The 26,473-nt window shown below is 67.6% G+C and carries 28 protein-coding genes; 11 read left to right on the forward strand and 17 right to left on the reverse strand.

Annotated features, from left to right (window positions below):
* Positions 1 to 226 precede the first annotated feature (226 nt).
* The 3 genes from ACH49X_RS17865 to ACH49X_RS17875 all read right to left on the reverse strand — a co-directional run bounded on the left by ACH49X_RS17865 (position 227) and on the right by ACH49X_RS17875 (position 2,022).
* A complete protein-coding gene (locus ACH49X_RS17865; RefSeq protein WP_357205678.1) occupies positions 227 to 565 on the reverse strand; it encodes a hypothetical protein in 339 nt (112 codons plus the stop codon).
* A gap of 334 nt (positions 566 to 899) precedes the next feature.
* Positions 900 to 1,106, reverse strand: a complete 207-nt coding sequence (locus ACH49X_RS17870) for a DUF397 domain-containing protein (RefSeq protein WP_357205681.1) — start codon at positions 1,104 to 1,106, stop codon at positions 900 to 902.
* Positions 1,096 to 2,022, reverse strand: a complete 927-nt coding sequence (locus tag ACH49X_RS17875) for a helix-turn-helix transcriptional regulator (RefSeq protein ID WP_357205684.1) — start codon at positions 2,020 to 2,022, stop codon at positions 1,096 to 1,098. The genes ACH49X_RS17870 and ACH49X_RS17875 overlap by 11 nt, the downstream gene beginning before the upstream one ends.
* A 250-nt stretch (positions 2,023 to 2,272) precedes the next feature.
* Here ACH49X_RS17875 and ACH49X_RS17880 point away from each other — a divergent pair, with 250 nt between their 5' ends.
* The 3 genes from ACH49X_RS17880 to ACH49X_RS17890 all read left to right on the forward strand — a co-directional run bounded on the left by ACH49X_RS17880 (position 2,273) and on the right by ACH49X_RS17890 (position 3,566).
* Positions 2,273 to 2,470, forward strand: coding sequence for a hypothetical protein (locus ACH49X_RS17880; protein WP_357103078.1), 198 nt, complete (start codon positions 2,273 to 2,275; stop codon positions 2,468 to 2,470).
* A 19-nt stretch (positions 2,471 to 2,489) separates the two neighbouring features.
* On the forward strand, positions 2,490 to 2,774 hold the full coding sequence (locus tag ACH49X_RS17885; RefSeq protein ID WP_357205687.1) for a hypothetical protein: 285 nt from the start codon (positions 2,490 to 2,492) through the stop codon (positions 2,772 to 2,774).
* 252 nt (positions 2,775 to 3,026) lie between these two features.
* A complete protein-coding gene (locus ACH49X_RS17890; RefSeq protein WP_357103084.1) occupies positions 3,027 to 3,566 on the forward strand; it encodes a hypothetical protein in 540 nt (179 codons plus the stop codon).
* A gap of 43 nt (positions 3,567 to 3,609) precedes the next feature.
* Here the strand turns inward: ACH49X_RS17890 and ACH49X_RS17895 are convergent, their stop codons facing one another.
* Complete coding sequence (locus tag ACH49X_RS17895) at positions 3,610 to 6,387, reverse strand: AAA domain-containing protein (protein ID WP_357205690.1); 2,778 nt, start codon at positions 6,385 to 6,387, stop codon at positions 3,610 to 3,612.
* A gap of 159 nt (positions 6,388 to 6,546) precedes the next feature.
* Between ACH49X_RS17895 and ACH49X_RS17900 the strand changes: the two genes are divergently transcribed.
* Positions 6,547 to 6,657 carry a polymorphic toxin type 37 domain-containing protein gene (locus ACH49X_RS17900; RefSeq protein WP_323124072.1) on the forward strand — a complete coding sequence of 37 codons (111 nt, stop codon included), beginning with the start codon at positions 6,547 to 6,549 and terminating at the stop codon, positions 6,655 to 6,657.
* Positions 6,654 to 6,959, forward strand: coding sequence for a hypothetical protein (locus ACH49X_RS17905; protein WP_357103090.1), 306 nt, complete (start codon positions 6,654 to 6,656; stop codon positions 6,957 to 6,959). The genes ACH49X_RS17900 and ACH49X_RS17905 overlap by 4 nt, the downstream gene beginning before the upstream one ends.
* Before the next feature lie 148 nt (positions 6,960 to 7,107).
* Here the strand turns inward: ACH49X_RS17905 and ACH49X_RS17910 are convergent, their stop codons facing one another.
* The 12 genes from ACH49X_RS17910 to ACH49X_RS17965 all read right to left on the reverse strand — a co-directional run bounded on the left by ACH49X_RS17910 (position 7,108) and on the right by ACH49X_RS17965 (position 20,443).
* A complete protein-coding gene (locus tag ACH49X_RS17910) occupies positions 7,108 to 8,322 on the reverse strand; it encodes a cytochrome P450 (protein WP_195079212.1) in 1,215 nt (404 codons plus the stop codon).
* 298 nt (positions 8,323 to 8,620) lie between these two features.
* Complete coding sequence (locus tag ACH49X_RS17915; protein WP_357205693.1) at positions 8,621 to 9,772, reverse strand: acyl-CoA dehydrogenase family protein; 1,152 nt, start codon at positions 9,770 to 9,772, stop codon at positions 8,621 to 8,623.
* A gap of 13 nt (positions 9,773 to 9,785) precedes the next feature.
* A complete protein-coding gene (locus ACH49X_RS17920) occupies positions 9,786 to 10,931 on the reverse strand; it encodes an acetyl-CoA C-acyltransferase (RefSeq protein ID WP_195079210.1) in 1,146 nt (381 codons plus the stop codon).
* A complete protein-coding gene (locus ACH49X_RS17925) occupies positions 10,924 to 11,757 on the reverse strand; it encodes an enoyl-CoA hydratase-related protein (RefSeq protein WP_357205696.1) in 834 nt (277 codons plus the stop codon). Before ACH49X_RS17925 ends, ACH49X_RS17920 begins: the two co-directional genes overlap by 8 nt.
* Positions 11,754 to 12,980, reverse strand: coding sequence for a CaiB/BaiF CoA-transferase family protein (locus tag ACH49X_RS17930; RefSeq protein ID WP_357205699.1), 1,227 nt, complete (start codon positions 12,978 to 12,980; stop codon positions 11,754 to 11,756). Before ACH49X_RS17930 ends, ACH49X_RS17925 begins: the two co-directional genes overlap by 4 nt.
* Positions 12,980 to 13,744 (reverse strand): SDR family NAD(P)-dependent oxidoreductase, encoded by a 765-nt coding sequence (locus ACH49X_RS17935; protein WP_357103102.1) that lies wholly within the window; start codon positions 13,742 to 13,744, stop codon positions 12,980 to 12,982. Before ACH49X_RS17935 ends, ACH49X_RS17930 begins: the two co-directional genes overlap by 1 nt.
* A complete protein-coding gene (locus ACH49X_RS17940; protein WP_357205886.1) occupies positions 13,744 to 14,910 on the reverse strand; it encodes an acyl-CoA dehydrogenase family protein in 1,167 nt (388 codons plus the stop codon). Before ACH49X_RS17940 ends, ACH49X_RS17935 begins: the two co-directional genes overlap by 1 nt.
* Before the next feature lie 220 nt (positions 14,911 to 15,130).
* Positions 15,131 to 15,502: a hypothetical protein gene (locus tag ACH49X_RS17945; RefSeq protein WP_195079206.1), complete on the reverse strand. Its 372-nt coding sequence runs from the start codon at positions 15,500 to 15,502 to the stop codon at positions 15,131 to 15,133.
* On the reverse strand, positions 15,499 to 16,188 hold the full coding sequence (locus tag ACH49X_RS17950; RefSeq protein ID WP_357205889.1) for an ABC transporter ATP-binding protein: 690 nt from the start codon (positions 16,186 to 16,188) through the stop codon (positions 15,499 to 15,501). Before ACH49X_RS17950 ends, ACH49X_RS17945 begins: the two co-directional genes overlap by 4 nt.
* 65 nt (positions 16,189 to 16,253) lie before the next feature.
* Positions 16,254 to 16,967, reverse strand: a complete 714-nt coding sequence (locus ACH49X_RS17955) for an ABC transporter ATP-binding protein (protein WP_195079204.1) — start codon at positions 16,965 to 16,967, stop codon at positions 16,254 to 16,256.
* The gene (locus tag ACH49X_RS17960) at positions 16,945 to 19,068 is read right to left on the reverse strand and encodes an ABC transporter permease (protein ID WP_357205703.1); all 2,124 of its coding nucleotides are present in this window, start codon (positions 19,066 to 19,068) and stop codon (positions 16,945 to 16,947) included. The genes ACH49X_RS17955 and ACH49X_RS17960 overlap by 23 nt, the downstream gene beginning before the upstream one ends.
* 16 nt (positions 19,069 to 19,084) lie before the next feature.
* Positions 19,085 to 20,443, reverse strand: a complete 1,359-nt coding sequence (locus tag ACH49X_RS17965) for an ABC transporter substrate-binding protein (protein ID WP_357205892.1) — start codon at positions 20,441 to 20,443, stop codon at positions 19,085 to 19,087.
* 305 nt (positions 20,444 to 20,748) lie between these two features.
* Here ACH49X_RS17965 and ACH49X_RS17970 point away from each other — a divergent pair, with 305 nt between their 5' ends.
* The 6 genes from ACH49X_RS17970 to ACH49X_RS17995 are packed head-to-tail and all read left to right on the forward strand — an operon-like array spanning position 20,749 to position 25,899.
* A complete protein-coding gene (locus ACH49X_RS17970; protein ID WP_357205706.1) occupies positions 20,749 to 22,017 on the forward strand; it encodes an aromatic ring-hydroxylating dioxygenase subunit alpha in 1,269 nt (422 codons plus the stop codon).
* Positions 22,001 to 22,366: a hypothetical protein gene (locus ACH49X_RS17975; RefSeq protein ID WP_357103109.1), complete on the forward strand. Its 366-nt coding sequence runs from the start codon at positions 22,001 to 22,003 to the stop codon at positions 22,364 to 22,366. The genes ACH49X_RS17970 and ACH49X_RS17975 overlap by 17 nt, the downstream gene beginning before the upstream one ends.
* A gap of 3 nt (positions 22,367 to 22,369) precedes the next feature.
* A complete protein-coding gene (locus tag ACH49X_RS17980; protein WP_323124073.1) occupies positions 22,370 to 23,587 on the forward strand; it encodes an amidohydrolase family protein in 1,218 nt (405 codons plus the stop codon).
* Positions 23,574 to 23,990 carry a nuclear transport factor 2 family protein gene (locus ACH49X_RS17985; protein WP_195079200.1) on the forward strand — a complete coding sequence of 139 codons (417 nt, stop codon included), beginning with the start codon at positions 23,574 to 23,576 and terminating at the stop codon, positions 23,988 to 23,990. Before ACH49X_RS17980 ends, ACH49X_RS17985 begins: the two co-directional genes overlap by 14 nt.
* Positions 23,987 to 25,093 (forward strand): acyl-CoA dehydrogenase family protein, encoded by a 1,107-nt coding sequence (locus tag ACH49X_RS17990; RefSeq protein ID WP_357103116.1) that lies wholly within the window; start codon positions 23,987 to 23,989, stop codon positions 25,091 to 25,093. The genes ACH49X_RS17985 and ACH49X_RS17990 overlap by 4 nt, the downstream gene beginning before the upstream one ends.
* 2 nt (positions 25,094 to 25,095) lie before the next feature.
* Positions 25,096 to 25,899, forward strand: a complete 804-nt coding sequence (locus ACH49X_RS17995; RefSeq protein WP_357205709.1) for an acyl-CoA dehydrogenase family protein — start codon at positions 25,096 to 25,098, stop codon at positions 25,897 to 25,899.
* Between the two features lie 26 nt (positions 25,900 to 25,925).
* On the opposite strand, the gene ACH49X_RS18000 is transcribed toward ACH49X_RS17995, so the two are convergent.
* Positions 25,926 to 26,426 (reverse strand): hypothetical protein, encoded by a 501-nt coding sequence (locus ACH49X_RS18000; RefSeq protein ID WP_357205712.1) that lies wholly within the window; start codon positions 26,424 to 26,426, stop codon positions 25,926 to 25,928.
* Positions 26,427 to 26,473 lie beyond the last annotated feature (47 nt).

The following is a 26,473-nucleotide window of genomic DNA, read 5'->3' on the forward strand; positions in this document are numbered from 1 at the left end:
CCTTCTCGTTTGCGCGAAAATGTGGTGGCCCTTCGGCCGAGGGCCGATCAAGGGCGTGGTCCGAGCTCGTCGAGCAGCTCCTTTTAAATGTGCCCCAAAACTCAGGCAATCCTGTACCCGCAAACTGTCGATCATTGAGAAGCCTGGGCAGCAACTCGGCCACCACTTCCGACTATGTGTATCCAGTTCGCCGCTTTCCGTCGGTGCTTCGCCCAATCATCGCTCGCTATAGAAGTACGATCTGATCGGGTTCGGGCAGCGTGTGTGGGCGTTCGTTCGTATACCAGGCGTACTCGATTCCACTGAGCCAACCATTCTCGACCCACAAAATGACCTCGCCGATCGGTGATTCGTTGCGGTCGGTGACCGCTCCGCTGGCGAAGATCCCGTCGGTCGAACCGGATGCTTGCACCGCGCCGGGCCGGACCGCAAGATCGACACTCGGTGAACCGACACCCCACGTTGCGACGACCTGCGAGTACGGTACCTGCGCCAGATACTCAGTGGCGCCGGGGGCATTCGACGACAGCAGCCTGGTGACGACGTTGGTTTCGAGTTCGGTCAACGCTCGCGGCGGAATCGGTGTGCTACTCACAATCTCCTCGGTTCTCGCGCTACATCTGCCACCGCCCCATCGATGCCTACCAACCCGCGATGACTCCGGTAGTGGCGGACAGGGCTATTCGCGCACAACGCCGCATCGACTAGATCGGACACCGCATCGACCCGCGGGGCCTCGCACCGCTAGAACTGCTGCCGGAACGTCGGCAGGTCGCCCGACCCGCCGACGCAGCCGGTGGTGCGCACGATATTTATCGGAACCCCGATCTCAGGACCTTCGCTGCCGCCGCACGCCTACTGTCGTCTCCGGTGGACACCGGCCATCGAGCAGGTGCAACTCAGAGCCGGTCGAACTGCCCGCTCCGCGCGCCCGACACAAACGCGTCCCACTCCGAGGGCGTGAACACCAGCACCCCGCCGTGGAGGTTCTTCGAGTCACGAACCCCCACGCGTCCGCCGTCCAGATGCGCGATCTCGACGCACTCACTCCCAGCTGAGCTGTATGTGCTCTTGAACCACCGCGCTCCGGATAGATCAACGGACACAGTCGAACTCCTTCGCCACCTGTCGTAGCAGACGCTTGCTGTTGAGCGTGTCCAACGCTACCCGGCGCATGACATCGATTCCAGCTTTGTACCTGCGTACAGTGTCGGCACCTTCCAGGTAGATGTCGCCGGTGTAGCTCTGGACATGAACTACTGGCGGCTCCAACGGCCGACCGTCGCCATCAGCGGCGAAGTCCAAGATTGTGAATGGACCAGTCGATGTTCCCAGCGGGAATCCGGCACCGAACGGTACAACGTACACCCGAACGTTCGGTGGCAGGTCCGCCATGTGTCGCAGCTGCGTCGACATGATGCGTGGACTGCCGACGACCCGTCTGATCGCCGCCTCGTCCAGCACTAGCATCGCAGCCAGCGGTGCGAAATCCCGGGTTATCAACGCCTGCCGGTTGCGCCGAACACGCACCCGCCGTTCGATCTCCTCGGCGGTGTCCATCGGAAAGTAGGCACGATCCAGCGCCCGTGCGTAGTCCGGGATCTGAAATAGTCCGGGCACCATGTCGGGCCGATAGAACGTGAGATGCGAGGCCGCCGCCTCCATCTGGATGTACGCGTTGAACGTCGGATTCACCTGATCGGGAAACTCGTCCAGCCATGACGGCGTTCTCCCCTGCGCCGCGAGCGATTTCAACACCGGCAGCATGTCCACCCGCTGATACAGCTTGCACAGCCGCCGCAGGTCTTCATCGCGCACGATCACGTTCGGGGCACCGGTCTCCAAACGGTGCAGCGTCCCCGCCCCGCGCCCGATGGCCCGCGCCGCCACTTCGATGGACAGTCCCGCCTCCTGCCTCATCCCGCGCAGGCAGCGGCCGAGGCTGCGGTGTGGAACGCCCCCGGTCCCGCGAATGTCGGCCTTGAGCTGCCGAATACCGGCGCTCGCATCGCTCTCCCCCATGCTGTTTGCTCCCTTCTGTGGAATATCCGCACCCGCTGACTGGAATATTTCGAAAGATATTGTGGAAGGCGGTTTTTCGGCCTTCTGGACGCCATTGTGCAGGATCGCTGGAAGGTGTCCAGGGCTTTTGCCACTTCGCATCGCGAATTTCCGCGGGAATATCCACACGGCCCGCGCCGGGTGCTCCACTGACCGCGTGATCGGCGCGGCGAGACTCCCCGTTCGCCGCCATTGGACCAGCGGAGGACACATGACCAACCGACTGCCGCAACGCGTTCCTTTCCCCCGGCCGCGCGCCCCCTACAGGGGCGTGCCGCTGCCCGTGCTCGAGCGCTACGCGGCCGCGCTGCGGCAGTGGTCCGCCGCACCCGAACGTCCCGGAGGCGGGGTGTCGACCCCTCCCCCGCCTCCGGTGACCCTCACCGAAGCCCTGTCATGGACCGAGTGACGGTCAGGGCGCGGAGGCCGTGACCGTGCGCCGGTACTACGTCGAGGTGCACTGCTGCGGCCCACGCTGGCTCATCCACGTGCCGGATGCGTACTGCTGGACGATGACCGGCGACAAGTCGGCAATACGCACCACCGCCCGCGAGATGATCGCGGCGACGACCGGCCACAGCGACCACTCGTTCGAGTTGGATCTCGCCGCAGGCCGGGCGCTGCGCGACCCCGAGGAGTTCGCGGCGTGCCGCCGGGAGCTGACCCGGTGGCATCCACCCGGAGAACAGGGGAAACACCCACACCTCGAGTGACTTCGATCGAGGACGGAGGTCGCGGCGATCTGAGACGCATCCGACAACTCGCGTCGCGGGTGCGGGCAGTCGCCTGCTCAGTGCATGGTCGGCGACGGTGTAACCAGGGCTTCGCGGTGGCCGGATCGGGTTCCGGCGGCGGCGGATAGGATGAAAACCTCAGTCATATCGGGAGTTCCGGACTGTTCTCGCAAGAGATGCGGGGAGGGGTGACATGCGGCCCATGGCTGAGTCGAACCCGAGCGGAGGAACATGGTGGGGTTGATGGTTCGTATTGGGTCCAGTCTGCTGGCCGCCGTCGCCGGTGTCGCAGTGCTGGGCGGTTGCGGTTCGGGCAGCTCGGTGGATTCGGCGGTGGAGCCGAGCGATGCGACGCCCTCGACGACAACCAAACCAGCAAGCTGCCCCGCCCTGTCTGCCGACCCCCTGGTTACCGAGGAATTGAAGACCGCCCTGGCAGCGACGCACCTACCGGTGGGAGCGTGTCTCAATTCTGTGAATGTGGTGGGCGATCCCCGCCGACTGGACGAAATGAGATTCCTCATCACCCTCGATGTACCCACGGCGGCAACACCGGATGACCTACGCCCGATCGCCACCGACATCGCACATGTCTGGAAAGAAAGCGAACTCGGACAGAAGACGGCCGAGCTGGATATCACCAATTGGGGATATGCCGGAGCGAAATACATGGAGTACCTCGCGGACAATCAATTCCGGACCCATCCGTGGAACGGAACGCCGACTCGCGAAGCCGAGCTGGCGATATGGACCGTCACAGCCAAGGGATGAACGTCCGGCGTGGCAGCCGGTATCGGCGGCGAATTTTCGGGTCTCAAGGCAGCCGGTCGAGGAACCTGCGCACCCGAGCGACCTCGCCGCTCCCGGTTGTCGGCAGGCGCAGCAGTCCGAAGTTGTAGCGCCGGCAGATCTCGTCCTTCACCGCGTCGCGGGCGAGCTGCGTCGGGTTCGCTTCATGGGTGCTGAAGCCGTCCACTTCGATGGCGCCGACGCTCTCGTTGGTGATCCGGTTGTAGATGACGAAATCGAACGACGATCGGCGCCGAACGAATTCACGCTGCCGAGCATCGAGCCGGTCGAGACCGCGCGGGAACACATTCTGCAGGTAGACCTGCCGGTGTGCTGCGAGGTGACCGTAGCGGGGCTCGGCGAGCACCCCCTCCAGCATGGTGAGGGCGATGTCCTCCGAAGGCCATCCGGTGCGCTCCCACCCGATATGCGGGTGCGCGCGCCGCCGCCGCGTGTAGTCCGTGTACAGCAGGTCGAAGATCGACACCACATCGCTGTCTACGACCGCGTTGTCCGGGTCCCGGTACCGGATGTAGCCGATCAGATCGCGCAGGTGTCGGCTCTCCGGCAGCCCGGAATGATGGGTGACCAGGACGAACAAGCGCATCGCCCGGGATACGGCCACATTGATCAATTGAGGATCGTCGGCGAACCGCAAAGCTGCCCGGCTGCCGGGGGTGTCGTCCAACACCGTGGTCATGACGACCGCGTCCTTCTCTCGACCTTGGAAGCGATGCACTGTGTCGGACTCGATGGCCTCGATCAGAGCATCGGTCGCCTTGTTCGCCTGACGGCGATACGGAGTGGTGACCCCGACCTCGTGCGGTGGAATATCGGCGGATATCCAGGGCAGCACCTCGTGCAGGATTACATCGATCTCGCGTTGGTTGCTCCGTCCCTTCGACTTCGGGTCGTCGTCGCCGTAGGCGCGGCGCATGTGGTTGCCGGGGGCCGTACGCACCACCGTCATCGGGGCCACACCGGGCGTGCTGCGCGTATACGGAATCAGCAGACCGTCGTAGAACTTCCGATTGCAGAACTCGATGATGTCCGGATCACACCGATAGTGTTCACGCAGCATCGTCCGGGGCAACTGATCGCTGTACCGTTCGATGACCGAGGACAGAACGCTGCGCCGGTAGTCGAAGACCGGATCGGGTGCCGGCGGAGGGTCGGTGAGGTCTTTCGTGACCGGCGGTAGCTGTGCCAGGTCGCCGACCACGATGAGGTTCCGCGCACATGCCAGTGCCGGGCTCACGGTCACCAGGTCCACCTGTGATGCTTCATCGATGATCAGGTAGTCCAGGAGGGTGGAGCGCCCGATGCTGTTGTGGAGCGAATGGCAAGTACTCAGGATCAGCGGGTAGTCGTGGGTGAACTGCCCGAACTGCTGTCGATACTGTGGGGTGTAGACCGTGCGGGGTATCGAGCCGTATCGGGAGCGCAGCGCGTCATGGAGCAACTGCTGGGACAGCCGCGCCTGGTCCGCCAAGAGTGCTTCGAAGTCCTTGCGCTCCAGTGTTCTGGTCAGCTGTTCGGCCCGCCGCTCGAGTTCGGCGATCTTCTTCTCGTAATACAAGCGTTGAATCCGCAGCACGACGTCGATGTCCCCGGCGTCGACGTGGCGCAGCGCCCGGTACCTGAAGTAGCGATTCATCAACTCCACCATCCGCCCCAAGCCACGGTCGCGGATCCAGCGCGGATCGGTGTCGGCGATGAAATCGAGCAGTTTGTCCGCGCTGTAGCGGCGCAGCAGTGGCAGGTCGCCGGCGTCCGGTATCTCGTGGCGGTCGAAAAACGACTGGAAATGCTGTTGTTCCAGCCGGTATGCGTGCAGTTGATGGCGTAGCCGGGCGCGCAGACGGTCCTGTTCCAGCAGCGCGGCCAGTCGCCGGTTCACCTTGGCGAGTTCATCTGCAGCGTCCGCGGCGGGTGCGGTACCGACGCGCAGCATCGCATCGACTGCCACGTTGCGTGCCGCCTGGCGGTCGAAGAACTCCTGCCGCTTTTCGACGCGTCCCAGATTGGCCGCCACCATCCCGAAGCCTTCTTTGGTCAGCTTCTCGAAAACGTTGTCGACAGCGGAGTTGCTGAAAGACACCACCCCCACGGTCGCACCAGGTCGGCAGATGACGGAGGCGATGATGTTGAGGATCGTCTGCGTCTTCCCGGTGCCAGGTGGACCATCCATCACCGAGACGGGATACCGCAATGCGTTGCGCACCGCCGTACTTTGACTGATGTTCGTGCGGAACGGGTACACCGCCAGCGGCACCTCGCTGTCCGGGCGGGGCTCTACCGGCGCCTGCTCGAGAATCCGGGTCAACGCGCTTTCTGGATGAATGAAGCTCAGGTTCTGGTGGTTTCGGAGCAGTAGGCCGGAATCGTCGGTCAGCCGCTCAGCCACCGTCCGCCAGTAGGTCAGCACATCCTTGGAGCGGGGGGCAGTGGCGGCGTTCGGCAGTACCTGCACCCGATCCATGCTGTAGACATTCCATCCGCCCGTACCGCGGACGTGCCACCACGATCCCGCCTCCGGCGGTCCGGTGAAAACGTGCGCCTCGATCGCGTCCATCGGGACTCCGTCGACGAACAATTGCGCATACGGGCCCAGCGATACCGGCGCAGGCCGGTCGAGAATCGTCACTCGCTCCCGCCCGAATGGATAGCTCCTGGACCTGCCGAACCGCACCCATACCCGGTCCGATCGCGGATCGAACTCGGTGATCTCCAGAGTCTTGTCCTCTGGGACCCAGTCCTCCTTGCGACGGATGACGACCGCGACAACTCGCGGATCGAGCATCGAACCCCCCTTGTGCCGGCACCACAGTGCGCGGTGCTCGATTTCCACGCCGCTGCGGCCACCGCTGCTTGCTTGACGTCCCCGCAGCGCACAGACTACACGTTTCGATTGAAACATACTGTCGCTGAGCAGCATTCGGTATGACAGACGCGGATAGACGTGTGGGTACCGACCGGTCGAGGCTCGACAGCACACGGCGTCCCGCACTGGGACGTCCAAGAGAAGGAAGGTGGTTATACGAACGTGTATCCAGCCGGAAAGTCGCGATGAACGGCACAGGCACCGTGGTCATCGAAGCCACCGGCGTCACGCACTACTCGCCGCACGACGAGGCGGTGTTCTTCGGGTGGCTCGACGCGATCCCCTGCATCGAGTCGTACCGAGGACAATCGCGCACGTTGTATCTCACCGTCGATCTCGACGCCGTCGATGAAGGCGGGTTGTACGAGATCGTCGCGCTCTACCGGAGATACCACATCGACCTGAAGGAACTACGAGTCCTCAGCGCGGACCGGGTCGGCCCCTGGTTCAGCCACCCCGATCGCTGGTGGCACGAAGAAGTCTTCGGGTAGCAGCCCCATCCGGTCTTCAGACACAGGCCACGCACACGGGTAGTTGTGGATCAATTTTCGCCACGACAACCCGCTCGTGGTCGTATGTGAGCTTCAGACCGAATTGCCGGCAAACCGGACGCGGTCGGCATCACCGGCAACGCGTGCCTTACAAAGCGTTCAGTGGTGGCGACGGTGGAAAGACGACCGGCAGGGCCGCCAGTGCCCGGTGGAACGGTCCCGGCCGCCAGACGAGTTCTTCGGCCGGTATCGCCAGTTCCAGTTCCGGGAGTGCGTCGAGCAGCAGGTCGATCGCGGCCTCGACGACCACGTACGCGGGTGAGCGGGCCGGGCAGGCGTGCGGGCCGATGCTCCAGGCCAGGTGGGATCGGTTGCCGGTGAAGTCGCCGCTTCGGATGGCCGGGTCGTTGTTGCACGCGGCCAGGCTGATCAGCACCGGCTGATTGGCCGGCAGCCATGTGTCCTCCACGAGGACCGCTTGACGCGGATAGGTGGTGCAGAAGTTCGCCAGGGGCGGATCGTTGAACAGCACTTCGTCCAAGGCGTCTCGGGTGGCCAGGCTGCCGCCGAGCATGCTGCCGCCGAATCGTTCATCGGTCATCATCAGCAGCAGGGTGTTGACGATGAGGTTCTGTTGCGGTTCCACCCCGGCGCCGTAGATGGTGCTCAGGTTGTAGAGCGCTTCCTCGTCGTCGAGATTCGACGGATGGTGCACCAGCCTTGAAGAGACATCGTCGCCCGGGTGGGCTCGTTTCTGGATGATGAGTTCCAGCAGCGCCTCGGCGAGATGCTTCATCCCCCATTCGGCGTCGATCCCTTCGAACAGCGCCGCCACCCCGGCCGCCACCCGCTGACCCAACTCCGGTGTGCAGCCGACCATTCGGTTGAGCACCTGGAAAACCAGCGGGAACGCGTACTGGGTGACGAGATCGGCCTTCCCCGACTCGCAGAACGAGTTGATGAGCGGGACGGCGATACGTTCCACATCCTGGCGCAACTCGTACAGGTCTATCCCGTCGAGGGCGTACACGTGAGCGCGCCGAAAGCGTTGATGCAGTTCACCGCTGCTGCGCAGCACCGTCGGGTTCCACTCCATCATCGGCCGCACCGGTGAGTCGGCCGGGATACTGTTCTGCCAGTTGCGTGGATCGGCCGGAAACCGTTCGGGGTCGTTGAGGATGCGCAGAGCGGCGGCGTAGCCGATCACCAGGGTGGCCGGTACGCCCGGCGACAGTTCGATGGGGACCAGCGCACCGTGGCGATCCCGCATCTCGGCATAGGCACGGTGCGGGTCGTTGGCGAATTCCTCCCCGTAGATGGCGTAGCGCGGTCCCACCCCTCCGGTGGGCTCACCCTGGATCATCGGGCACCCGCGGACGAACGCTGTCGCGGCGGCACCGGGATGTAGTGCACGGTCAAAGACGAGACTCCAATCGATGGAACAGATCCTCGCCGAGCGTTCTCACTCCTGCGGGCAGGTACGCCGATCCCGCTCGGAGAGCAGTGCTGTTCACGAACCAACTCCGCCGATGCCCACACCGCGCGCGGCGATGACGCGTCGAGTCATCAGCAACGATGCAGATATCAGCGCTGTGCACGGTACCGGTCTCAGGAAAGATGCACAGGCAATTTCCAGTAAACCGTTGAAAATCAAAGCAGTTTCAGGACAGGCCCAGGTCCCTGGCGACGATCATCTTCATGACCTCGCTGGTTCCCGCGTAGATGCGGGCCACGCGCGCATCGGTGTACAAGCGCGCGATCGGGTACTCCATCATGTACCCGTATCCGCCGAACAGTTGCAGGCAACGGTCAACGACGCGCGCCTGCACCTCCGTGCAGAAGAGTTTCACGCGGGCGGCGTCCGCGCCGGACAGCGTGCCCTCCACCAGTTCGAGCACCGCGCGATCGATCATGGTCTGCGCGGCTTCGACTTCCGCCGACAGGGCGGCGAGTTCGAACTTGGTGTTCTGGAACGAGGCGACCGGCGTGCCGAAGGCCTTGCGCTGCTTGGTGTATTCGACGGTCGCGTTGATCGCGGCACCCGCCTGGGCGACCGAGCCGACCGCGACGGTGAGCCGCTCCTGCGGCAGATTGTGGCCGAGGTAGCCGAACGCCGCGCCCTCGGCGCCGAGCCGATTGGCCACGGGCACCCGGACGTCGTGGAACGCCAGCTCCATCGTGTCCTGAACCTTGCAGCCCATCTTCTCCAACATGCGGCCGCGGGTGAAGCCGGGCATCCCGTCCTCCACCACCAGCAGAGTCAGCCCGGCGCGCCGGTCGTCCGGGTCGGTGGCGGTGCGCGCCACCACGATCACCAGGTCCGCGAGCAGGCCGCCGGTGATGAAGGTCTTGGCGCCGTTGAGCACATAGTCCTCGCCGTCGCGCACCGCGCTGGTCCGCATGCCCGCCAGGTCCGAACCGGTGCCGGGCTCGGTCATGGCGATCGCGGTGAGCAGTTGCCCCGACGCGAGTCCGGGAAACCACCGATCCCGTTGCGCGGCATCGGCGTACTCCAGGAAGTACGGCAGGATGACGTCGAGCTGGGTGCGCACGGTGCCGAGCGTGACCAGGGCTCGCGCCGCCTCCTCTTGCAGGATCACGTTGTACCGGTAGTCACGGATCCCGGCTCCGCCGTGGTCCTCGGGCAACGCGAAGCCGAGCAGCCCGAGTCGGCCCATCTCGGCGAAGATCTCGCGGGGCATCCTGCCGTTCTTCTCCCACTCGGCATAGTTCGGCGCGATCCGCTTGTCGACGAATTCCCGGACCAGCTCCCGGAACGCCTCGTGGTCGGTGGTGAACAGCTCTCGTCGCACGGCGCTCCTCCGTTCAGGACATCAGTTCGACGACGGTGGCGTTGGCGGTTCCGCCGCCCTCGCACATGGTCTGCAAGCCGTAGCGGATTCCACTGTCCCGCATGTGGTGCAGCATGCGGGTCATCAGCACCGCTCCCGACGCGCCCAGCGGATGCCCGAGCGCGATCGCTCCGCCCAGCGGATTCATCAGCGCCTCCTCGGCGCCGGTCTCGGCGAGCCAGGCGAGCGGAACGGGTGCGAACGCCTCGTTCACCTCGAAGACGCCGATGTCTGCGAGCGCCAGACCCGCTTTGCGCAGCACCTTCTCGGTCGCGGGGATCGGGCCGGTGAGCATCAGCACCGGATCGGAACCGGCCACGGCGCCGGCGTGGTAGCGGGCCAACGGCGTCAGGCCCAGCTCCCGCGCCTTCCGCGGCGTGGTCACCAGCAGTGCGGCCGCACCGTCGGAGATCTGGGAAGCGTTGCCAGCGTGGATCACACCGTCGTCCTGGAAGGCGGGCTTCAGCCCGGCGAGCTTCGCCGCGGTGGTGCCCCGCCGTATCCCCTCGTCGGCGCGCACCACGCCCGACTCGGTGGTGACGGAGACGATCTGGTCGGCGAACGCGCCCGCGTCCTGGGCGGCGGCGGCGAGTTCGTGCGAGCGCGCGGCGTACTCGTCGAGCCGCGTGCGACCGAAACCCCACTTCCGCGCGATCAACTCGGCGGAGATGCCCTGGTTGAAGGCGAAATCCTGGTAGCGGGCCAATGCCTTCGGCCCATAGGGGGCTCCGGATGCCTTGGCCGCGTTCAACGGCACCCGGCTCATCACTTCCACGCCCCCGGCGACTACGATGTCCTGCTGTCCGGAGAGCACGGCTTGCGCGGCGAAATCCAGCGCTTGCTGGCTGGACCCGCAGGCCCGGTTGACCGTCGTGCCCGGGATGCTCTCCGGCCAGCCCGCCGCCAGCACGGCGTAGCGGCCGATGTTGCTGGACTGGTCGCCGACCTGGGAGACACAGCCCCAGATCACGTCGTCGATCAATGCCGGGTCGATGCCGCAGCGCTCGGCCAGCGCGGTGAGCACCAGCGCGGACAGATCGGCCGGATGCGCCCCGGACAGTCCCCCGTTGCGTTTGCCGACGGCGGTGCGGACCGCCGCGGCTATGACTACCTCACGCATCTCGTCTCCCCTTCTCGGAATTCTCGGCGGCGCGGATCGGTGGCCGCCGAACCGTCCAGTGGCCGGTGAACCGCGGCTCACGCCGTTCGGCGAAGGCCGCGAACGCCTCGGGGACGTCCGCGGTGGCGAAGTTCAAGCCCTGCGCCCTCGCCTCGGCAGCGAGCGCTTCGCGGAGTGCCGAAACCGCGCCTTCGTGCAACAGCGCCTTGGTCTGAGCCAGCGCCACCGGCGGTCCGGCCGCCAGCCGCGCACCCAGATCCGCGACGAATCCGTCGATCTCGTTCCCCGTTACGACCCAGGTCACCAGCCCGAGTTCCCGTGCCTGCGCCGCGTCGATCGTCTCGGCCAGCAGCGCCAGCCGTTTGGCCCGCTGCATGCCGATCAGCCGGGGCAGCAGCCAGGAGCCGCCGAGATCCGGCGACAGGCCGCGGCGGGCGAAGATCTGCGCGAACGTCGATTCCGGGGTGGCCACCACCAGGTCGCAGCCCAGCGCCAGATTCCAGCCCGCGCCGACCGCGACCCCGGCGACCTTCGCGACGGTGGGCAGCGGAAGCTCGTGCAGCAGCATCGCGACGTCGGTGAGGGCGCGCATCCGGTAGACCGGGTGCGCGTTGTCCGGAGTGGAGATGTCCGCGCCGGAACAGAACGCGCCGCCCGCGCCCGTGAGCACCAAGGCGCGAACGGTGCGGTCGGCCGCGGCGGTGCGCAGCGCGTCGGCCAGCGCGGCCCAGAGTTCGGCGTCGATCGCGTTCTTGCGATGCGGCCGGTTCAGCGTCAGCGTGCGCACGCCGTCGAGATCCTCCCGCAGCAGCACCGGCCCGGTCATCGGCGCGGCCCGATCGTTCCCGAGTCGCGCAGCGCCTCGATATCCGCTGCGGTGCAGCCGAGTTCGCGAAGCACCGCGTCGGTGTGCGCGCCGAGACCCGGCACCGGTCCCATCGGTGGCTCGAAACCCGCGAGGATCGCGGGTGGCAGCAGGGACGGGATCGGGCCTGCGGGGGTCTCGATGTCGCGCCAACGGCCGCGCTCGGTGAGCTGCGGATGGCCGAGCACTTCGCTCGGGCGGTGAAAGCAAGAGTTGCCGATCCCGGCGTCGTCGGCGATCTTCTGGATCCGCGCCAAGTCGTGACGCAGACACCACGCGGCAATCGCCGCGTCGATCTCGGCGCGGTGGCGCACGCGCCCGGGATTGGTGCGGAATCGTTCGTCGGCGGCGAGATCCGGGCGGTTCAGGATCTCGGTCGCCAAACGCTGCCACTCCCGGTCGTTGGTGGTGCCAAGCACCACTGTTCGCCCGTCGGCGGTGGCGTAGGCGCCGTAGGGCGCCACGGCCGGTGAACTCATACCGAGCGGCTGCTGATCCACCCCGGCGTGCCGCGCGTAGGTCAGGTGATAGCCCATCAGCTCGGCCATGGTGTCGAACAGGCTCACCGCGATCGCGTTGCCGTTGGCCGCGCCCCTGGCCCGCCCGCACAGCGCGGCCAGGACCGACAGCGCCGCGTACAGACCGGTGGTGACGTCGGCGACCGGCGGCCCGGGTTTGGCCGGGGCGTCCGCGGTTCCGGTCACCGCGCAGACGCCCGATTCGGCTTGCACGAGCAGGTCGTAGGCGCGTTTGTGCGACAGCGGCCCGCCCGCGCCGAAACCGTCGATCTCCACCGCGATCAGATCCGGATGACGTGCGGCCAGATCCGCGGGCGCGAGGCCGAGGCGCGCGGTGGCGCCGGGCGCGAGGTTGGACACCAGCACGTCGGCCCGGCCCAGCAGGCGGTGCAGCAACTTTACGCCCGCGGGCGTTTTCAGGTCGAGGGTGACCGATTCCTTGCCGCGGTTGACCCAGACGAAGTGGGCGGCCTGCCCGTGCACCACGTCGTCGTAGTACCGGGCGAAATCGCCGCCGTCGGGGTGCTCCACCTTGATCACCCGTGCGCCGAAATCGGCGAGGGTGCGGGTGCACATCGGTGCGGACACCGCCTGTTCCAGGGCGATCACCGTGATACCGGCCAGTGGCCCACCGGACGACTCGACGCCCTGCGCGAGGTCCGCCATCAGATCACCGTGCCGCCGTCCACCGGCAGCACCTGGCCGGTGACGAAGGAGGCGGCGTCGGAGGCGAGGAAGACGAACGCGCCCGCGACTTCCTCCGGTTCGGCCCAGCGCCGCAACAGGATTCGGTTGAGCATCTGTTCGGAGAACCGCTCGTCGGTGCGGATGGTGTGGGTCATCGGCGTCGCCGCCAGCGGGGCCAACGCGTTGACCAGGATGTTTTTGCGCGCCAACTCTTTCGCCAGTGATTTGGTGATGCCGATGATCGCGGCTTTGGCGGCCGAGTAGTTCACCTGGCCGAGCGTGCCGACGATGCCGGCGGCGGAGGTGACGTTGATGATGCGCCCCGTGCCGTCGGTGGGCAGGAACGGCAACGCGGCCTGCGAGCAGTTGATCGTGCCGAGCGCGTGGATGTCGAACAGCCGCCGCACCGATTCCGCTGTGGTGTCGGCGAACATCGCGGGCGCGGTGACCCCGGCGTTGTTCACGACGATGTGCAGCACGCCGCCGGCGAGCCCGGCGGCCTGCTCGGCGGCCGCCGCGGCGGAATCCCGGTCGGAGACGTCCAGGGCGCACGCGGCAGCGACGCCGCCGTCCGCGACGATCTTCTCCGCGACCGCGGCGGCCGCCTCGCCGTTGAGATCGGTGACCAGCACGGCCGCCCCCGCGGTGGCCAGCGCTTGCGCCACCGCCGACCCGATACCGCCCGCCGCGCCGGTGACCAGCGCAGAACGCCCGGTCAAGTCGAACAATGTCTGCTGCGGCATCAGTAGCTCCTCGGCAATCCCAGGGCATGCGAACCCAGGTAGTTCAAGATCATTTCTTGGCTCACGGGGGCGATGCGCATCACGCGCGCCTCCCGGAAGTAGCGGGCCACGTGATATTCCTCGGCGTAACCCATGCCGCCGTGCGTCTGCAGCGCCCGGTCGGCGGCGGTGAATCCGGCGTCGGCGCACAGGTATTTCGCCGTGTTCGCCTCGCGTCCACAGGATTTGCCGTTGTCGTAGCGCCAGGTGGCCTTGCGCAGCATCAGCTCGGCGGCGTCCAGCCGGGCCAGCGAATCGGCCAGCGGGAACTGGATGCCCTGGTTCATGCCGATCGGCCGGTCGAAGACCACGCGTTCCCGCGCGTATCGCACCGCCCGGTCCAGCGCCACCCGGCCGAGGCCGAGGGCTTCGGCGGCGATGAGCATGCGCTCGGGATTCAGTCCGTCCAGCAGGTACCGGAACCCCTCGCCCTCTTCCCCGACCCGGTCCTCCACCGGGATACGCAGGTCGTCGATGAACAGCTCGTTGGAGGTGACGGCGTTGCGGCCCATCTTGGCGATCGGACGGATGTCGACGTGCGCGCGATCGAGATCGGTGAGGAACAAGGTCATGCCGTCGGTCTTCTTGGCGACGTCCTGGTAGGAACTGGTCCGGGTGAGAAGCAGGATCTTTCGCGACTCCTGCGCTTTGGAGATCCACACCTTGCGACCGTTCACCACGTAGTGGTCGCCGTCGCGGCGGGCGAAGGTCGTGATGCGCGGGGTGTCCAGTCCCGCACCGGGTTCGGTGACGCCGAAGCACACGTGCAGCTCGCCGTTCGCGACGCGCGGCAGGGTGCGGCGTTTCAATTCCTCGGAGCCGTGCACCACCACGGGATGCATGCCGAAGATCGACATGTGGATGGAACTGGCCGCGTTCATCCCGCCGCCGGAGCGCGACACCTCCTCGGCCAGCAGGGCGGCCTCGGTGATGCCGAGGCCGTGGCCGCCGTACTCCTCGGGGATGGTGATGCCGAGCCACCCGCCGCCCGCGATGGCGTCGTAGAACTCGGTGGGGAATTCGTGCGCCTGGTCCTTCGCCATCCAGTACTGGTCGTCGAACTTGCGGCACAACTCGGCCACCGATGTGCGGATCAGCTCCTGATCCTCGGTGAGCTCGAAATTCATGCCCTCGTCGTTGGCGTCACCAGACACTTCCGCACCTCCACTTCTCGTATCGCGGCTCGCTCACCGCACGCCGGTGCGGAAGGTCGATCCAGCCCTCCCGCACCGGCGGCGTCCGACGGGCGACCGCTCGGTACCGCGCGTAAGGCCCTCCGTCTCCCCAGTCGAGGCGGACGACGCGCGAGCCGATCCCCGTCCCTCGGCGCGGCGGGCGCACCGAGGCTCATCGGGGCGCCGAGGCCGCCCCGTCGTAGCGCAACTCGGGGCCGAGCACCCGATTGCCGAGTTCATCCAGGTCGTAGGACTGGCGCGCCAGCCAGAAGCGCAGGAAGTTGGTCAGCGAATAGCGCAGGAACAGCGCCGAACCCACCACGCTGGCCGCCACACCACCGAGGGCCAGTGTGATGGCGTCGCGCTGGGTGAGCGCGTCGGTCGTGCCGTGCGAGAGGAAATACGCCAGCACCGCCACCAGCGGCCCGGCCACCATGAGGGTGACGCCGGTGCGCAGCCACAATCCGGAGCGGCCCACCGCCGGATCGGGGATCTTCAGTTGCTGCAGTTCGCGGACGAAACGCTCCGCGCGGGATTCGGTCATGGGGGACTTCCTAGGTAGAGGGCTGCCAATTCGTTGCGGATTGCGCTGTCGGGGTGTCCTCGCCGCACCACCCGGCCGCGCACCAGGACCGCCGCGTGATCGGCGATATCCAGCACGGCGGCGGCGAATTGCTCGACCACCAGCACCGCGACTCCCTGACGGGCGATCTCGGCGACCTCGTCGTAGAGCCTGCCGACGACCAGCGGGGCCAGACCCATGGACAGTTCGTCGAGCAGCAGCACGGCCGGATCGGTCGCAAGGCCGCGAGCCAGCGCCAGCATCTGCTGTTCGCCGCCGGACATGGTGCCCGCGATCTGGCCCGCGCGTTTGCCGAGGATCGGGAAGCGGCTGAAGGCGATCTCCTCGATCTCCTCCCGCGACCGCCCGGTGAAGGTCATCATCAGCAGGTTGTCGCGCACGGTGAGATTCGGGAACACGCCACGACCCTCGGGGACCAGGCAGACGCCCGCGCGGGCCAGGTCGCGCGGGGCGGCTCCGGTCACGTCGCGCCCGCCGAGCAGCAGCCGCCCCGCCGCGACCGGGTGGATGCCCGCGATCACCTTCAGCGCGGTGGTCTTGCCCGCGCCGTTGGGTCCGAGCAGTGCCACCACCTGTCCGGCCGCGACCTCCAGATCGACGCCGTGCAGCACGGTGATGGCGGCGTAGGCGGCGCGCACCTCGCGCATGGCGAGCAGCTGGGCGGGAGCGGACGACGTTGTCTGCGTTGTTGTCTCGAGTGCACTCCGCACGCTCATACGTCCCCCAGATAGGCCGCGAGGACGGTCTCGTCGGCGCGGATCACCGCGGGCGGACCCGAGGCGATCACCTTGCCGAGATCCAGCACGAACACCTCGTCGCAGACGTTCATCACCAAGCCCATGTCGTGTTCGACGAGCAGCACCGCGGCGCCGTCGTCGGCCAGCGAGCGCAACAGTTCACCGAACCGCTCGGTCTCGGTGGGGTCCTGCCCCGCGGCCGGCTCGTCGAGCAGGATCAGGCTGGGCCGCGCCGCGATGGCGCGCCCCACTTCCACCAGACGGCCGGTGCCGGTGGGCAGTTCGTCGGCGCAGGCGTCGGCGATCTCGTGCAGACCGAGCCGGTCGATGATCTCGGCGACGATCCTGGCGGCGTGCCTGCGCTGCGGGCCGAGTTCCGCGGCGACCAGCAGGTTGTCGCGCACGCTCAGCCTGCCGAACAGCTCGAGCCGCTGGAAGGTGCGGGCCAGGCCGTGCCGGGCCCGGCGAGCCGGGCCGAGCCGGGTGACGTCGGCGCCGTCGATCGCCACGCGTCCCTTCGTCGGCTTGCGCAGGCCGCAGATCACGTCGAACAACGTGCTCTTGCCCGCGCCGTTGGGGCCGATCAACCCGGTCACCGCGCCGCGTTCGGCGCGCAATCCCGCGCCGTCGAGCGCGCGGTTGCCGCCGAAGACGACGGTGACATCGTCAACTTCCAGTAGCGACGGCACGGTCGAGCACCTCCTCGTCTCCGGAACTCCACGGTCGTCGCAGGCCCCACCACTCCACCGGAGTCCGGGCCGGATCCGGTGCGGGCCGCGTCCGCACGCCGTGCCCGACGCGCGCCGCGACGGCGGCCACCACCACGCCGAGGGTGAAGCCCCAGCCGTCGACGACGTCGATCAGCCGCAGGCCCCACAGCCCCAGGATCACCAGCACCAGCAGCGGTGCGACGATCCGGTCGCGCAGCAGCGGCAGCCAGTCCGCGCGCATCGTCGCGATCGCCCCGTCCTTCAGCACGCCACCGCCGAAGGCGATACCGCCGAGCGCGGGCAGCACCTGCGCCAGATTCTGCAGGCCCGGCCACAGCACGGGGATCACGTTCAACGGTCCGGCGAAGACCGCGCCGGTGAACAGGCCCGCACCGACCGCGCCGAGACCGGCGATGGTCACGATCAAGAAGATCGGCAATCCGGCCACCAGATTGAACTGTTCCGGCGCGACGGCCTGCACCTGCATGCCGTACAGCGCGCCGCCGAGCCCGGCGATGGCCGCGGCCAGCGCGAAGACCAGCACCCGCGCCGCGAGCAGGCTGCCGCCGAGCGTGGCGTAGGCGGCCTCGCTGTCCCGCAAGGCGATCAACCGACGTCCGAAACGGCTGCGCCGCAACAACACCACCGTCAAGCCCGCCACGGCAAGGCACACGGCGGCGAAGACGGTCACCTCCGCGGTGGTATCCAATTCCAACCCGAACAGATTCGGCCCGACCAGCGATACCGAGCCCTGGTCGAACAGCGCGATCCGCACGCCGAGGATCTCGAAGGAGGGCAGGGTGAAGATCCAGCGATCCAGGATGACCGCGAACGCCGCCGTCGCCAGCGCCAGGTACACCCCCGACAGCCGCAGCGCCGGCACCGCGACCACCGCCCCCACCACTGCGGCGATGCCCATCGCGGCGAGCAGTGCCCACCACTGACCGTCCGGTCCCAGATGCGCGTAGGCCACCGCGCCCACGCCGGCCAGGCTGAGCTGGCACAGCGAGATCTGACCGGCGAAACCGAGCAGCGGCACGTAGGACAGTGCGATCACGCCCCATGCGAACATCGCGCCGTAGGTGATCAGATCGGATTCGGTGAGCATGGTCGCGAGCATCAGGCCGAGCACGATCACCGCGACGGCGAACGCCACCGAACCGCGGAGCGACGGCAGCGGCACCGGGCTGAGCTTGCGGTCCCGGCCACGCAACCGGCCGTGCGGAAAGACCAGCAGCGCCACGAACAACAACAGCGCGGGCGCCGCCAGCCGCAGGCCGGGCAGATAGTCGTTCTGCGGGAGATACCCGGTGAGGTAGCTCTCCAGCAGACCGACCACCACCGCGCCCGCGAACGTCATGGGCAGGTTGCGCAGCCGCCCGAAGATGGCCGCGGTGTAGGCGCTGACGATCAGCAGCGACAGCTGCCCGGCATCCAGCGCCACGGTCGGCGCGATGAGGATGCCGCCGATCGCGGCCAGCTCGATGCCGAGCATCCAGGCGATCCGGTTCGCCCGCCGTGGATCGGCGCCGGTCAGACCGACCAGTGCGCGATCGTCCACGGTGGCCCGCATCTCGGCGCCGATCCTGGTGCGATACAGCAGGATGCGCAGCCCGGCGGCGACCGCCACCGCCACCGCCATGGTGAGGGCTTGATGCCAGGTGAGGATGACCGCGCCGAGGTCGATGGGTGGCTTGTCGGCGAAAAACCTGGTCAGCGAACGTGATTCGTTCGGATTCCAGATCCAGCGCGCCAGCACGATGAGGCCGCTGAGCAGGGCGATGGTCATCACCAGCCTCTCGGCGTCGCCGAGCCCCTGGGTCGGCGCCAGCGCCTTGCCGAACAGCAAGCCGAACAGCGGCGCGAAGACCAGCAGCACCGCGACGATCGCCACCGTCGCGGGCCAGCCCCAGCCGATGGTGAGCTGCCAGTAGACGAACGCCGAGATCATTCCCGCCGCGCCGTGCGCGAAATTGAACACGCCGGTGGTGGTGTAGGTGAGCACCAGGCCGCTGCCGATCACGGCATAGATCGCCGCGGTGCTGAGGCCGACGATCCCGAAGGCGATGAACTGCTCCATCAGCGCGAATGCTCCGTCACTTCAGGTCGCTCATGCTCTTGCCGACGTCGGCGAGGGTCAGCGGCTTGCCGAAATCCCGGGTGTACTCGTACGGGGTGAAGCCGCAGCGGAATACGCCGTTGTTCGGCTTGAAATCCGCCGTCTTCCACCCGTCCGGCGTGGCCTGCTGGACGTTGAAGCATCGAGTCTGCTCCGACAGCGGCCGGGACAGATCGACCGGAGCCTGCAGGCCGCCGCCGGTCCACGCCGTCTCCTGATGCGCGGCGTTGTACACACACGCGCGGGTGAGATCGTCACCGCAACCGGTCGCCGACTTGGCGAACAGCAACCACGACTGGAAGGCGCGCAGCACCTGGAAGGTGATGGGACTGCTCGGCGCGTACTGCTCGAACAGATCCTTCAGCTGCTGCACCGCGGGCACCTGCGCGGCCGCGTCCAGCGGGGCGGTGCCGCTCAGGTCGGCGTAGTTGTTCTGCGCGGCCAGCGAGTTCTTCGTGACGTCGAGGAACGACTGGTTGTAGGAGTTGGCGTTGGCGTCGATCCAGTCCAGCTCGTAGTTCATGCTGGTGAGCACGTCCTGCAGTTTGGCGAGGTAGCGGTACTCGCCGAAGAAGATCAGGCCTTTGACGCCGGCGGCCTTGATCGCCTGCGCGTACGGCGTCCAGTCCGAGACGCCCGCGAGCGGATACAGGTCGTTGTAGACGATCTTCGCGCCCGCCGCCGTCAGCGATTCGGTCATCTTCTCGCCCATGACCTTGGTGATCGGTGAATCGCCGTTGATCATCCCGATCGCGCCGGCCGAATCGGGGTAGGCCTCCTTGATCAGCCAGTCCTGGAAACCGGTGTACGGGTTGACCGATTCCGAGGCCGACGAACCGCCGCCCAACTGCAGGTCGGAGCCGGTGTTCGCGGTTTGGGTGACCTGGGCGGGGAACTCGGGCAGCAGGCAGGACAGCCGGTCCTTCACGCCGAGCCCGTCCAGCGCCGCGCTGCCGCCGACGAGCGCGAAGTCCTCCCGGCAGGACTCCAGCATGCGCTGGCGCACCTCCATGAGCTTGGTGTCGCGCAAGTTGGTCACGAGCTTGCGGCCGTTGATGCCGCCTGCCGCGTTGCACCAGGAGGTGAACACCTTCGCGGCGTCGACCAGATCGGGATTCTTCGTGAAGCCGATGTCGGAGAAGACCCCGACTTCGATCTCGGTCGCCGTGACCCCCTGAGCGGAGGCGGTTTTGGCGCTCCCGGGCCGGCAGACGCCGGTCAGGTTGCCGAAGTTGCCGGAGGCGGCCGAGCCGGAACCCTCGTCGGCGCCGCGCCCACCGCCGTCACGCCCACACCCGGCCACCAAGAGCGCGATCGCCATCGCGGCAACGATCATTCGCTGCGGTTTCACCGTAGTTCCTCCTCTGTGGGCCGCCCGGCACGCGATCGGTTGTCCTCGCCGACGTCTCGCCCGTTGCTCTCCGATGAGCAGCACGTGCTCCGAGGGCACGCTCGCTGCCAGGGAAACTATCTTCTCAGATTCGGATAATCAATATCTACTCCTTGGAGAGCGAGATCCGGCAGCGGGCGGGGCCGCCGGTGGCGCCACGGCGCCCGATCAGCGTTGACAGTGCCGCAGCCGCATGGAAATCTACTAGTTGATTTTGAGAATGATATTCTCATTCGGAGGTAAGGAGGCGCATGTCACACTTCACCAAACCTGCCGCGGGAAGCTGGACGCAGAACTATCCCGAGCTGGGCACCGAGCCGGTCGACTACACCGACTCCATCGACCCCGCCTTCTACGAGGACGAGCGTCAGGCGATCTTCCGCAAGAACTGGCTCAACGTCGGCCGGGTGAACCGGCTGCCCCGGGTGGGCAACTACTTCACCAAGGAACTCGCCTGCGTCGGCACCTCGCTGATCGTCGTCAAGGACAACGACGGCGTGGTGCGCGCGTTCCACAACATCTGCCGTCATCGTGGCAACAAGCTGGTCTGGGACGACTACCCGGGCGAGGAGACCGCGGGTACCTGCCGCCAGTTCACTTGCAAGTACCACGCCTGGCGCTACAGCCTGAATGGCGAGCTGACCTTCGTCCAGCAGGAGAAAGAGTTCTTCGACCTCGACAAGGACGAATTCGGGTTGAAGCCGGTGCGCTGCGAGGTGTGGGAGGGCTTCATCTTCGTCAATCTCGACGACAACGCCAAGCCGCTCACCGAATACCTGGGTCCGCTGGCCAAGGGTCTCGAGGGGTACCCGTTCGACCGGATGACCGAGGTCTTCAGCTACCGGGCCGAGATCGGCAGCAACTGGAAACTGTTCATCGACGCGTTCGCCGAGTTCTACCACGCGCCCGTGCTGCACCAGAAGCAAGCGGTCAAGGACGAGGCCGACAAGCTCTACGGCGTCGGTTACGAAGCCCTGCACTACGAAATAGCCGCCCCGCACTCGATGATCTCGTCCTGGGGCGGGATGGCCCCGCCGAAGGACCCGACGATGGTCAAGCCGATCGAGCGCGAACTGCGCAGCGGCCTGTTCGGTCCATGGGACCGGCCCGACATCGAGGGTCTGGAGCCGCTGCCGGAAGGCATCAACCCGGCCCGCCACCGGGCTTGGGGCGTAGACGAATTCGAGTTCTTCCCGAACTTCTCGCTGCTGTTCTGGGCGCCGGGCTGGTACCTGACCTATCACTACTGGCCGACCGCAGTGGACCGGCACATCTTCGAGGCGAGCCTGTATTTCGTGCCCGCCGCCGACGCCAGGCAGCGGCTGGCCCAGGAACTGGCCGCGGTGACCTTCAAGGAGTACGCGCTGCAGGACGCGAACACCCTGGAGGCGACCCAGACCATGATCGCCACCCGCGAGGTCACCGAGTTCCCGCTCAACGACCAGGAGATCCTGCTCCGTCACCTGCACAAGACCGCTCAGAAGATCGTCGAGGAGTACCGCGATGGCCGCGCCCACTGACCAGCCGACCGACCGTGCCCGCACCGCCCCGCTGCCCGCCGAGTTCGCCGACCTGGCGCAATTCTCGGACTGGATACTGGCCACCGAGCCGGAACGCTACGCCAAGCGCCTCGCCTCCTCCATGGACGAGATGCAGCGGCTGTACGACACGGTGTTCCCGCGCCTGCGATCCGCCCTTGACCACATCGACAAGTACGACTGGAACGACCTGCCCGACGAGGCGCGCAACCTGTTCCACCTGTTGCAGTCGCTGGTGATGGTGTCGTTCCCGGTGGAGGTGTGGAAGCAGCCGCGGGTGCCGGATTCCGGCGCGGCGTATCTGGATATCGTCCGAGAGCCGGTGGTCTGACCCGTGGCGACGCTGACACTGAAGGCCGCCGGTCTGCTCGACCTCGATACCGGCGCGATCGTCCGGCCCGGCGTCCTGCGCATCGAGGACGACCGGATCGCCGGTGTCGGCGGCGCCGTCACGGGCGAGGTCGTCGATCTCGGTGATCTCGTCCTGCTGCCCGGCCTGATGGACATGGAAGTGAACCTGCTCATGGGCGGGCGCGGGGAGACCGGCCTGGCTTCGAGCGTCAAGGATGATCCGGCGCTGCGGGTGCTGCGCGCGGTGGGCAATGCCCGCCGGACCCTGCGCGCCGGTTTCACCACCGTCCGCAATCTCGGCCTGTTCGTGAAGACCGGCGGCTATCTGCTGGACGTGGCGCTGGGCAAGGCGATCGACGCGGGCTGGATCGAGGGCCCGCGCATCGTGCCCGCCGGGCACGCGATCACGCCGACCGGCGGGCATCTGGACCCGACCATGTTCTCCGCCTTCGCCCCCGACGTGCTGGAACTGACCCTCGAGGAGGGCATCGCCAACGGCGTGGACGAGGTGCGCAAGGCGGTGCGGTACCAGATCAAGCACGGCGCGCAGCTGATCAAGATCTGCGTCTCCGGCGGCGTCATGTCGCTGACCGGAGCGCCCGGCGCGCAACATTATTCGGACGAGGAGCTGCACGCGATCGTCGACGAGGCGCACCGGCGCGGCCTCAAGGTGGCCGCGCACACGCACGGAGCCGACGCGGTCAAGCACGCGGTGCTGGCCGGCATCGACTGCATCGAGCACGGCTTCCTCATCGACGACGAGGCGATCGATCTGATGGTGGAGCACGGCACCTGGCTGGTGCCGACCACCCGGCTGGCCGACGCGATGGACGTGTCGAAGGCCGATCCCGCCCTCCAGGCCAAGGCGGCCGAGATGTTCCCCAAAGCCCGCACCTCGGTGCTGGCCGCCTACAAGGCGGGCGTGAAGATCGCCGTGGGCACCGACGCGCCCGCGATTCCGCACGGGCGCAACGCCGACGAACTCGCGGCGCTGGTGGAGCGGGGGCTGCCGCCGCTGGAAGTGCTGCGCGCCGCGACGGTGGCCTCGGCCGAACTGGTCGGTGTCGACGACCGCGGACGGCTGGCGGAGGGGTTGCTGGCCGACGTCATCGGCGTTCCCGGCGACCCGGTGCGGGACATCGCCGTCACCCGCGACGTGCGATTCGTGATGAAAGGCGGAAAGATCCATGTCCAGAAGTGACGACCTGCTAGAGATCCAGCAGGTGCTGGCGCGATACGCGGTGACCATCACCAAGGGCGACATCGAAGGCCTGCTGGCGGTCTTCACGCCGGACGGCACCTACAGCGCCTTCGGCGACACCTACACCCTCGACCTGTTCCCGGAGTTGGTCGCGGCCGCGCCGAAGGGCCTGTTCCTCACCGCCACACCGGTGCTCGACATCGACGGCGACACCGCTACCGGCACCCAACCGCTGTGCTTCGTCGAGCACAGCACGCACGACATGCGCATCGGGTACTACACCGACACGCTCGTGCGCACCGCGCAGGGGTGGCGGTTGCGCACGCGCAGGATGACGTTCATCCGCCGCAACGGCGATCACGACTCCGGGATTCCGCACGCGTTCGAGCGTTCCAAGGCATGAGCGGCCACCCGAATCACGAGGTCGCCACGTTCCGGTCGAATCTGCGCGCCTGGCTGGAGGTCAACGACCTGACTCCCGGCCGGGATCACTCGCTGGACGGGCAGGTGGAACAACTGCTGCGGGTGCGGCGCGCTCTGTACGACGCGGACTGGATGCGCTACGGCTGGCCCGCCGCGGTGCGCGGCCTGGGCGGTCCCGCCGCGCTGCGCGCGGTGCTCGGCGAGGAGATCGCCTCCCGCGACCTGGCCGAACCCGGCATCTATTCGATGATCGAAGTGCTCGCGCCGACCGTGATCTCCTACGCCCGGCCGGAATTGGCCGCGGCGACGGTGCCGCTGCTGCTGTCCGGCCGCGAGCAGTGGTGCCAGGGGTTCTCCGAACCCGGGTCGGGCAGCGACCTGGCCTCGCTCGCCACCAAGGCGACGCGGCGGGGTGACGACTGGGTCGTCAGCGGACAGAAGGTCTGGACCAGTCTGGCGCAGTATGCCGCGCGCTGCGTGCTGCTCACCCGCACCGGGCCCGGTCACGACGGCATCACCGCTTTCTTCGTGGACATGGACTCCCCCGGCGTCAGCGTCCGTCCGTTGCGGACCATGCACGGCGTGGACGAGTTCGCCGAGGTCTTCTTCGACGAAGTGGTGGTGCCGGGGAATCGCATGCTGGGCGAGCCCGGCGACGGGTGGCGGGTGGCGATGGATCTGCTGCCCCACGAACGCTCCACCTGCTTCTGGCATCGCATCGCCTACCTGTTCACGCGGCTGGACCACGTGCTCGCGCAGACCTCGATCGCCGAGGACGCCGAACTGGGCGCCGCGTATCTGGCGTTGCACACGGCGCGGTGCCGCTCCCACGCGACGCAGCGGCGCCTGGCCGGCGGCGCCCGGCTCGGCGCGGAGACCTCGATCGACAAGGTGCTGCTGGCCACCGCCGAGCAACGGTTGTTCGACACCGCGCGCGAGGTGCTGCCCGGTGCCGTGGAACTCGCCGATTCGCCGTGGCGCACCGAGTTCCTCTACTCCCGCGCGGCCACGATCTACGGCGGCACCGCCGAGATCCAGCGCAATATCATCGCCCGCCGCCTGCTGGACCTGGGAAAGGAGTGAGCATGGCCGAAACACGGCCAGACCAGGCCGAACTGGGCCTGCTCACCGACACGCTGCGCAAGACCATGTCGAGCGCCACCGGCCGGGAACTCGACGCGGCGCTGGCCGGCATCGGCTGGCCGGAGCTGCTCGCGGAACTGCCCGAAGTGGCCGTGCCGCTGGTGTTCCGGCTGCTCGGCGAGACCGGCGCGCACGCAGCGGTCCTCGACGACGTCGTCCGCCACCGCAGCGGGCGGCCTGGCCCCGGCCCGGTCCCGCTGCCGTTCGCGGGCGCCTGGGTGGTGTGGGACCGCGACGGCGCGCCTGGCGCGACGGTCGACGCGGAACTGCCGCTGCGCACCGTCGCGACCGGCGTGCGGCTGCCGGAACAGGCCTGTGCGGCCGGGCGGCGCGCCCTCGGCTGGTGGCTGCTCGGCACCGGACACGCGATGCTTTCGCTGGCGCGGCGGCATGCGCTGGCACGCACCCAGTTCGGTCGCCCGCTCGCCTCCTTCCAAGCGGTGCGGCACCGCCTCGCGGAGACCTTGGTCGCCCTCGAGGGCGCGGAGGCCGCGCTGCACAACGCCGAGAACGAATTCGGCGCACTGCTGGGCAAGGCCGCCGCCGGACAGGCGGCGCTCACCGCGGCCAGGCACTGCCAGCAGGTGCTCGGCGGCATCGGCTTCACCGCCGAGCACGACTTGCACCGGCACGTCCGGCGCACGTTGGTCCTGGACGGATTGCTCGGCAGTTCGCGCGAACTCGTGCGCGAGGCGGGCGCGCACATCCGCGCCGCGGGCTCGGCGCCGCGCCTCGCGCAGTTGTAACGCGCGGCCGAAAAGGCCGGCGGCGATCAGCAAGCCGGCGAGGTGCCGCCCTGCAGGGTCATCAACGCGCAGAACGTCGTCGCGGCGACCTTCCACCGGCCGCCGTCCTTGACCGCTTGCCCGGTCTGATCCGGCAGCACCGGGTTGCCGCCCAGCAACAGCGTGTAGGTGACATCGGCGTTGTTCGCGTCCACGAGCTTCACCGCCGAAACCGTCACCGACGTGCCCTGGGACTGCGGATTGCCCGCCTGCGCCTGCAGGATCGGCAGGAAGACATCGCCCTTCTGCACCTGCGCGGCCTTCTGATCCGGCGGCTTCGCGGCGCTGAAGAAGCTGGTGTACACGTCGGTGATCGCCTTGGTGGTCGCCGCGTCGGCCTGGGCGGGCGCCGCGCTGGTCGCCGGGGCCGCCGACGTGCCCGACGTGGAACTGGCCGACTCGTCGTCACCGCAGCCGGTCAGCGCCGCGGCCGCCACGACAGCGAGGCCGCAACAGGCCACGGCCTTGCGAAGGATGGAATCGCGCATGAAGGTCCTCGTTTTCGGGAAGGGAACAGCGAAGGCGACGGGCGCGT

This window comes from Nocardia sp. NPDC019323, assembly GCF_044389845.1.
Lineage (GTDB): Bacteria > Actinomycetota > Actinomycetes > Mycobacteriales > Mycobacteriaceae > Nocardia > Nocardia implantans.

Bases quoted from the DNA above. Each gene is read 5' to 3' on its own strand.
- ACH49X_RS17995 (WP_357205709.1), top strand. From the start codon at position 25,096: ATGGCCGAAACACGGCCAGACCAGGCCGAACTGGGCCTGCTCACCGAC.
- ACH49X_RS17895 (WP_357205690.1), bottom strand. From the start codon at position 6,387: ATGCTCGATCCGCGAGTTGTCGCGGTCGTCATCCGTCGCAAGGAGGAC.
- ACH49X_RS17960 (WP_357205703.1), bottom strand. From the start codon at position 19,068: ATGGAGCAGTTCATCGCCTTCGGGATCGTCGGCCTCAGCACCGCGGCG.
- ACH49X_RS17970 (WP_357205706.1), top strand. From the start codon at position 20,749: ATGTCACACTTCACCAAACCTGCCGCGGGAAGCTGGACGCAGAACTAT.
- ACH49X_RS17905 (WP_357103090.1), top strand. From the start codon at position 6,654: ATGAACGGCACAGGCACCGTGGTCATCGAAGCCACCGGCGTCACGCAC.
- ACH49X_RS17990 (WP_357103116.1), top strand. From the start codon at position 23,987: ATGAGCGGCCACCCGAATCACGAGGTCGCCACGTTCCGGTCGAATCTG.
- ACH49X_RS17930 (WP_357205699.1), bottom strand. From the start codon at position 12,980: ATGGCGGACCTCGCGCAGGGCGTCGAGTCGTCCGGTGGGCCACTGGCC.
- ACH49X_RS17940 (WP_357205886.1), bottom strand. From the start codon at position 14,910: ATGAATTTCGAGCTCACCGAGGATCAGGAGCTGATCCGCACATCGGTG.
- ACH49X_RS17880 (WP_357103078.1), top strand. From the start codon at position 2,273: ATGACCAACCGACTGCCGCAACGCGTTCCTTTCCCCCGGCCGCGCGCC.
- ACH49X_RS17920 (WP_195079210.1), bottom strand. From the start codon at position 10,931: ATGCGTGAGGTAGTCATAGCCGCGGCGGTCCGCACCGCCGTCGGCAAA.
- ACH49X_RS17950 (WP_357205889.1), bottom strand. From the start codon at position 16,188: ATGCGCGAGGTGCGCGCCGCCTACGCCGCCATCACCGTGCTGCACGGC.
- ACH49X_RS17890 (WP_357103084.1), top strand. From the start codon at position 3,027: ATGGTGGGGTTGATGGTTCGTATTGGGTCCAGTCTGCTGGCCGCCGTC.
- ACH49X_RS17875 (WP_357205684.1), bottom strand. From the start codon at position 2,022: ATGGGGGAGAGCGATGCGAGCGCCGGTATTCGGCAGCTCAAGGCCGAC.
- ACH49X_RS17985 (WP_195079200.1), top strand. From the start codon at position 23,574: ATGTCCAGAAGTGACGACCTGCTAGAGATCCAGCAGGTGCTGGCGCGA.
- ACH49X_RS17975 (WP_357103109.1), top strand. From the start codon at position 22,001: ATGGCCGCGCCCACTGACCAGCCGACCGACCGTGCCCGCACCGCCCCG.
- ACH49X_RS17945 (WP_195079206.1), bottom strand. From the start codon at position 15,502: ATGACCGAATCCCGCGCGGAGCGTTTCGTCCGCGAACTGCAGCAACTG.
- ACH49X_RS17965 (WP_357205892.1), bottom strand. From the start codon at position 20,443: ATGATCGTTGCCGCGATGGCGATCGCGCTCTTGGTGGCCGGGTGTGGG.
- ACH49X_RS17910 (WP_195079212.1), bottom strand. From the start codon at position 8,322: ATGATCCAGGGTGAGCCCACCGGAGGGGTGGGACCGCGCTACGCCATC.
- ACH49X_RS17925 (WP_357205696.1), bottom strand. From the start codon at position 11,757: ATGACCGGGCCGGTGCTGCTGCGGGAGGATCTCGACGGCGTGCGCACG.
- ACH49X_RS17935 (WP_357103102.1), bottom strand. From the start codon at position 13,744: ATGCCGCAGCAGACATTGTTCGACTTGACCGGGCGTTCTGCGCTGGTC.
- ACH49X_RS18000 (WP_357205712.1), bottom strand. From the start codon at position 26,426: ATGCGCGATTCCATCCTTCGCAAGGCCGTGGCCTGTTGCGGCCTCGCT.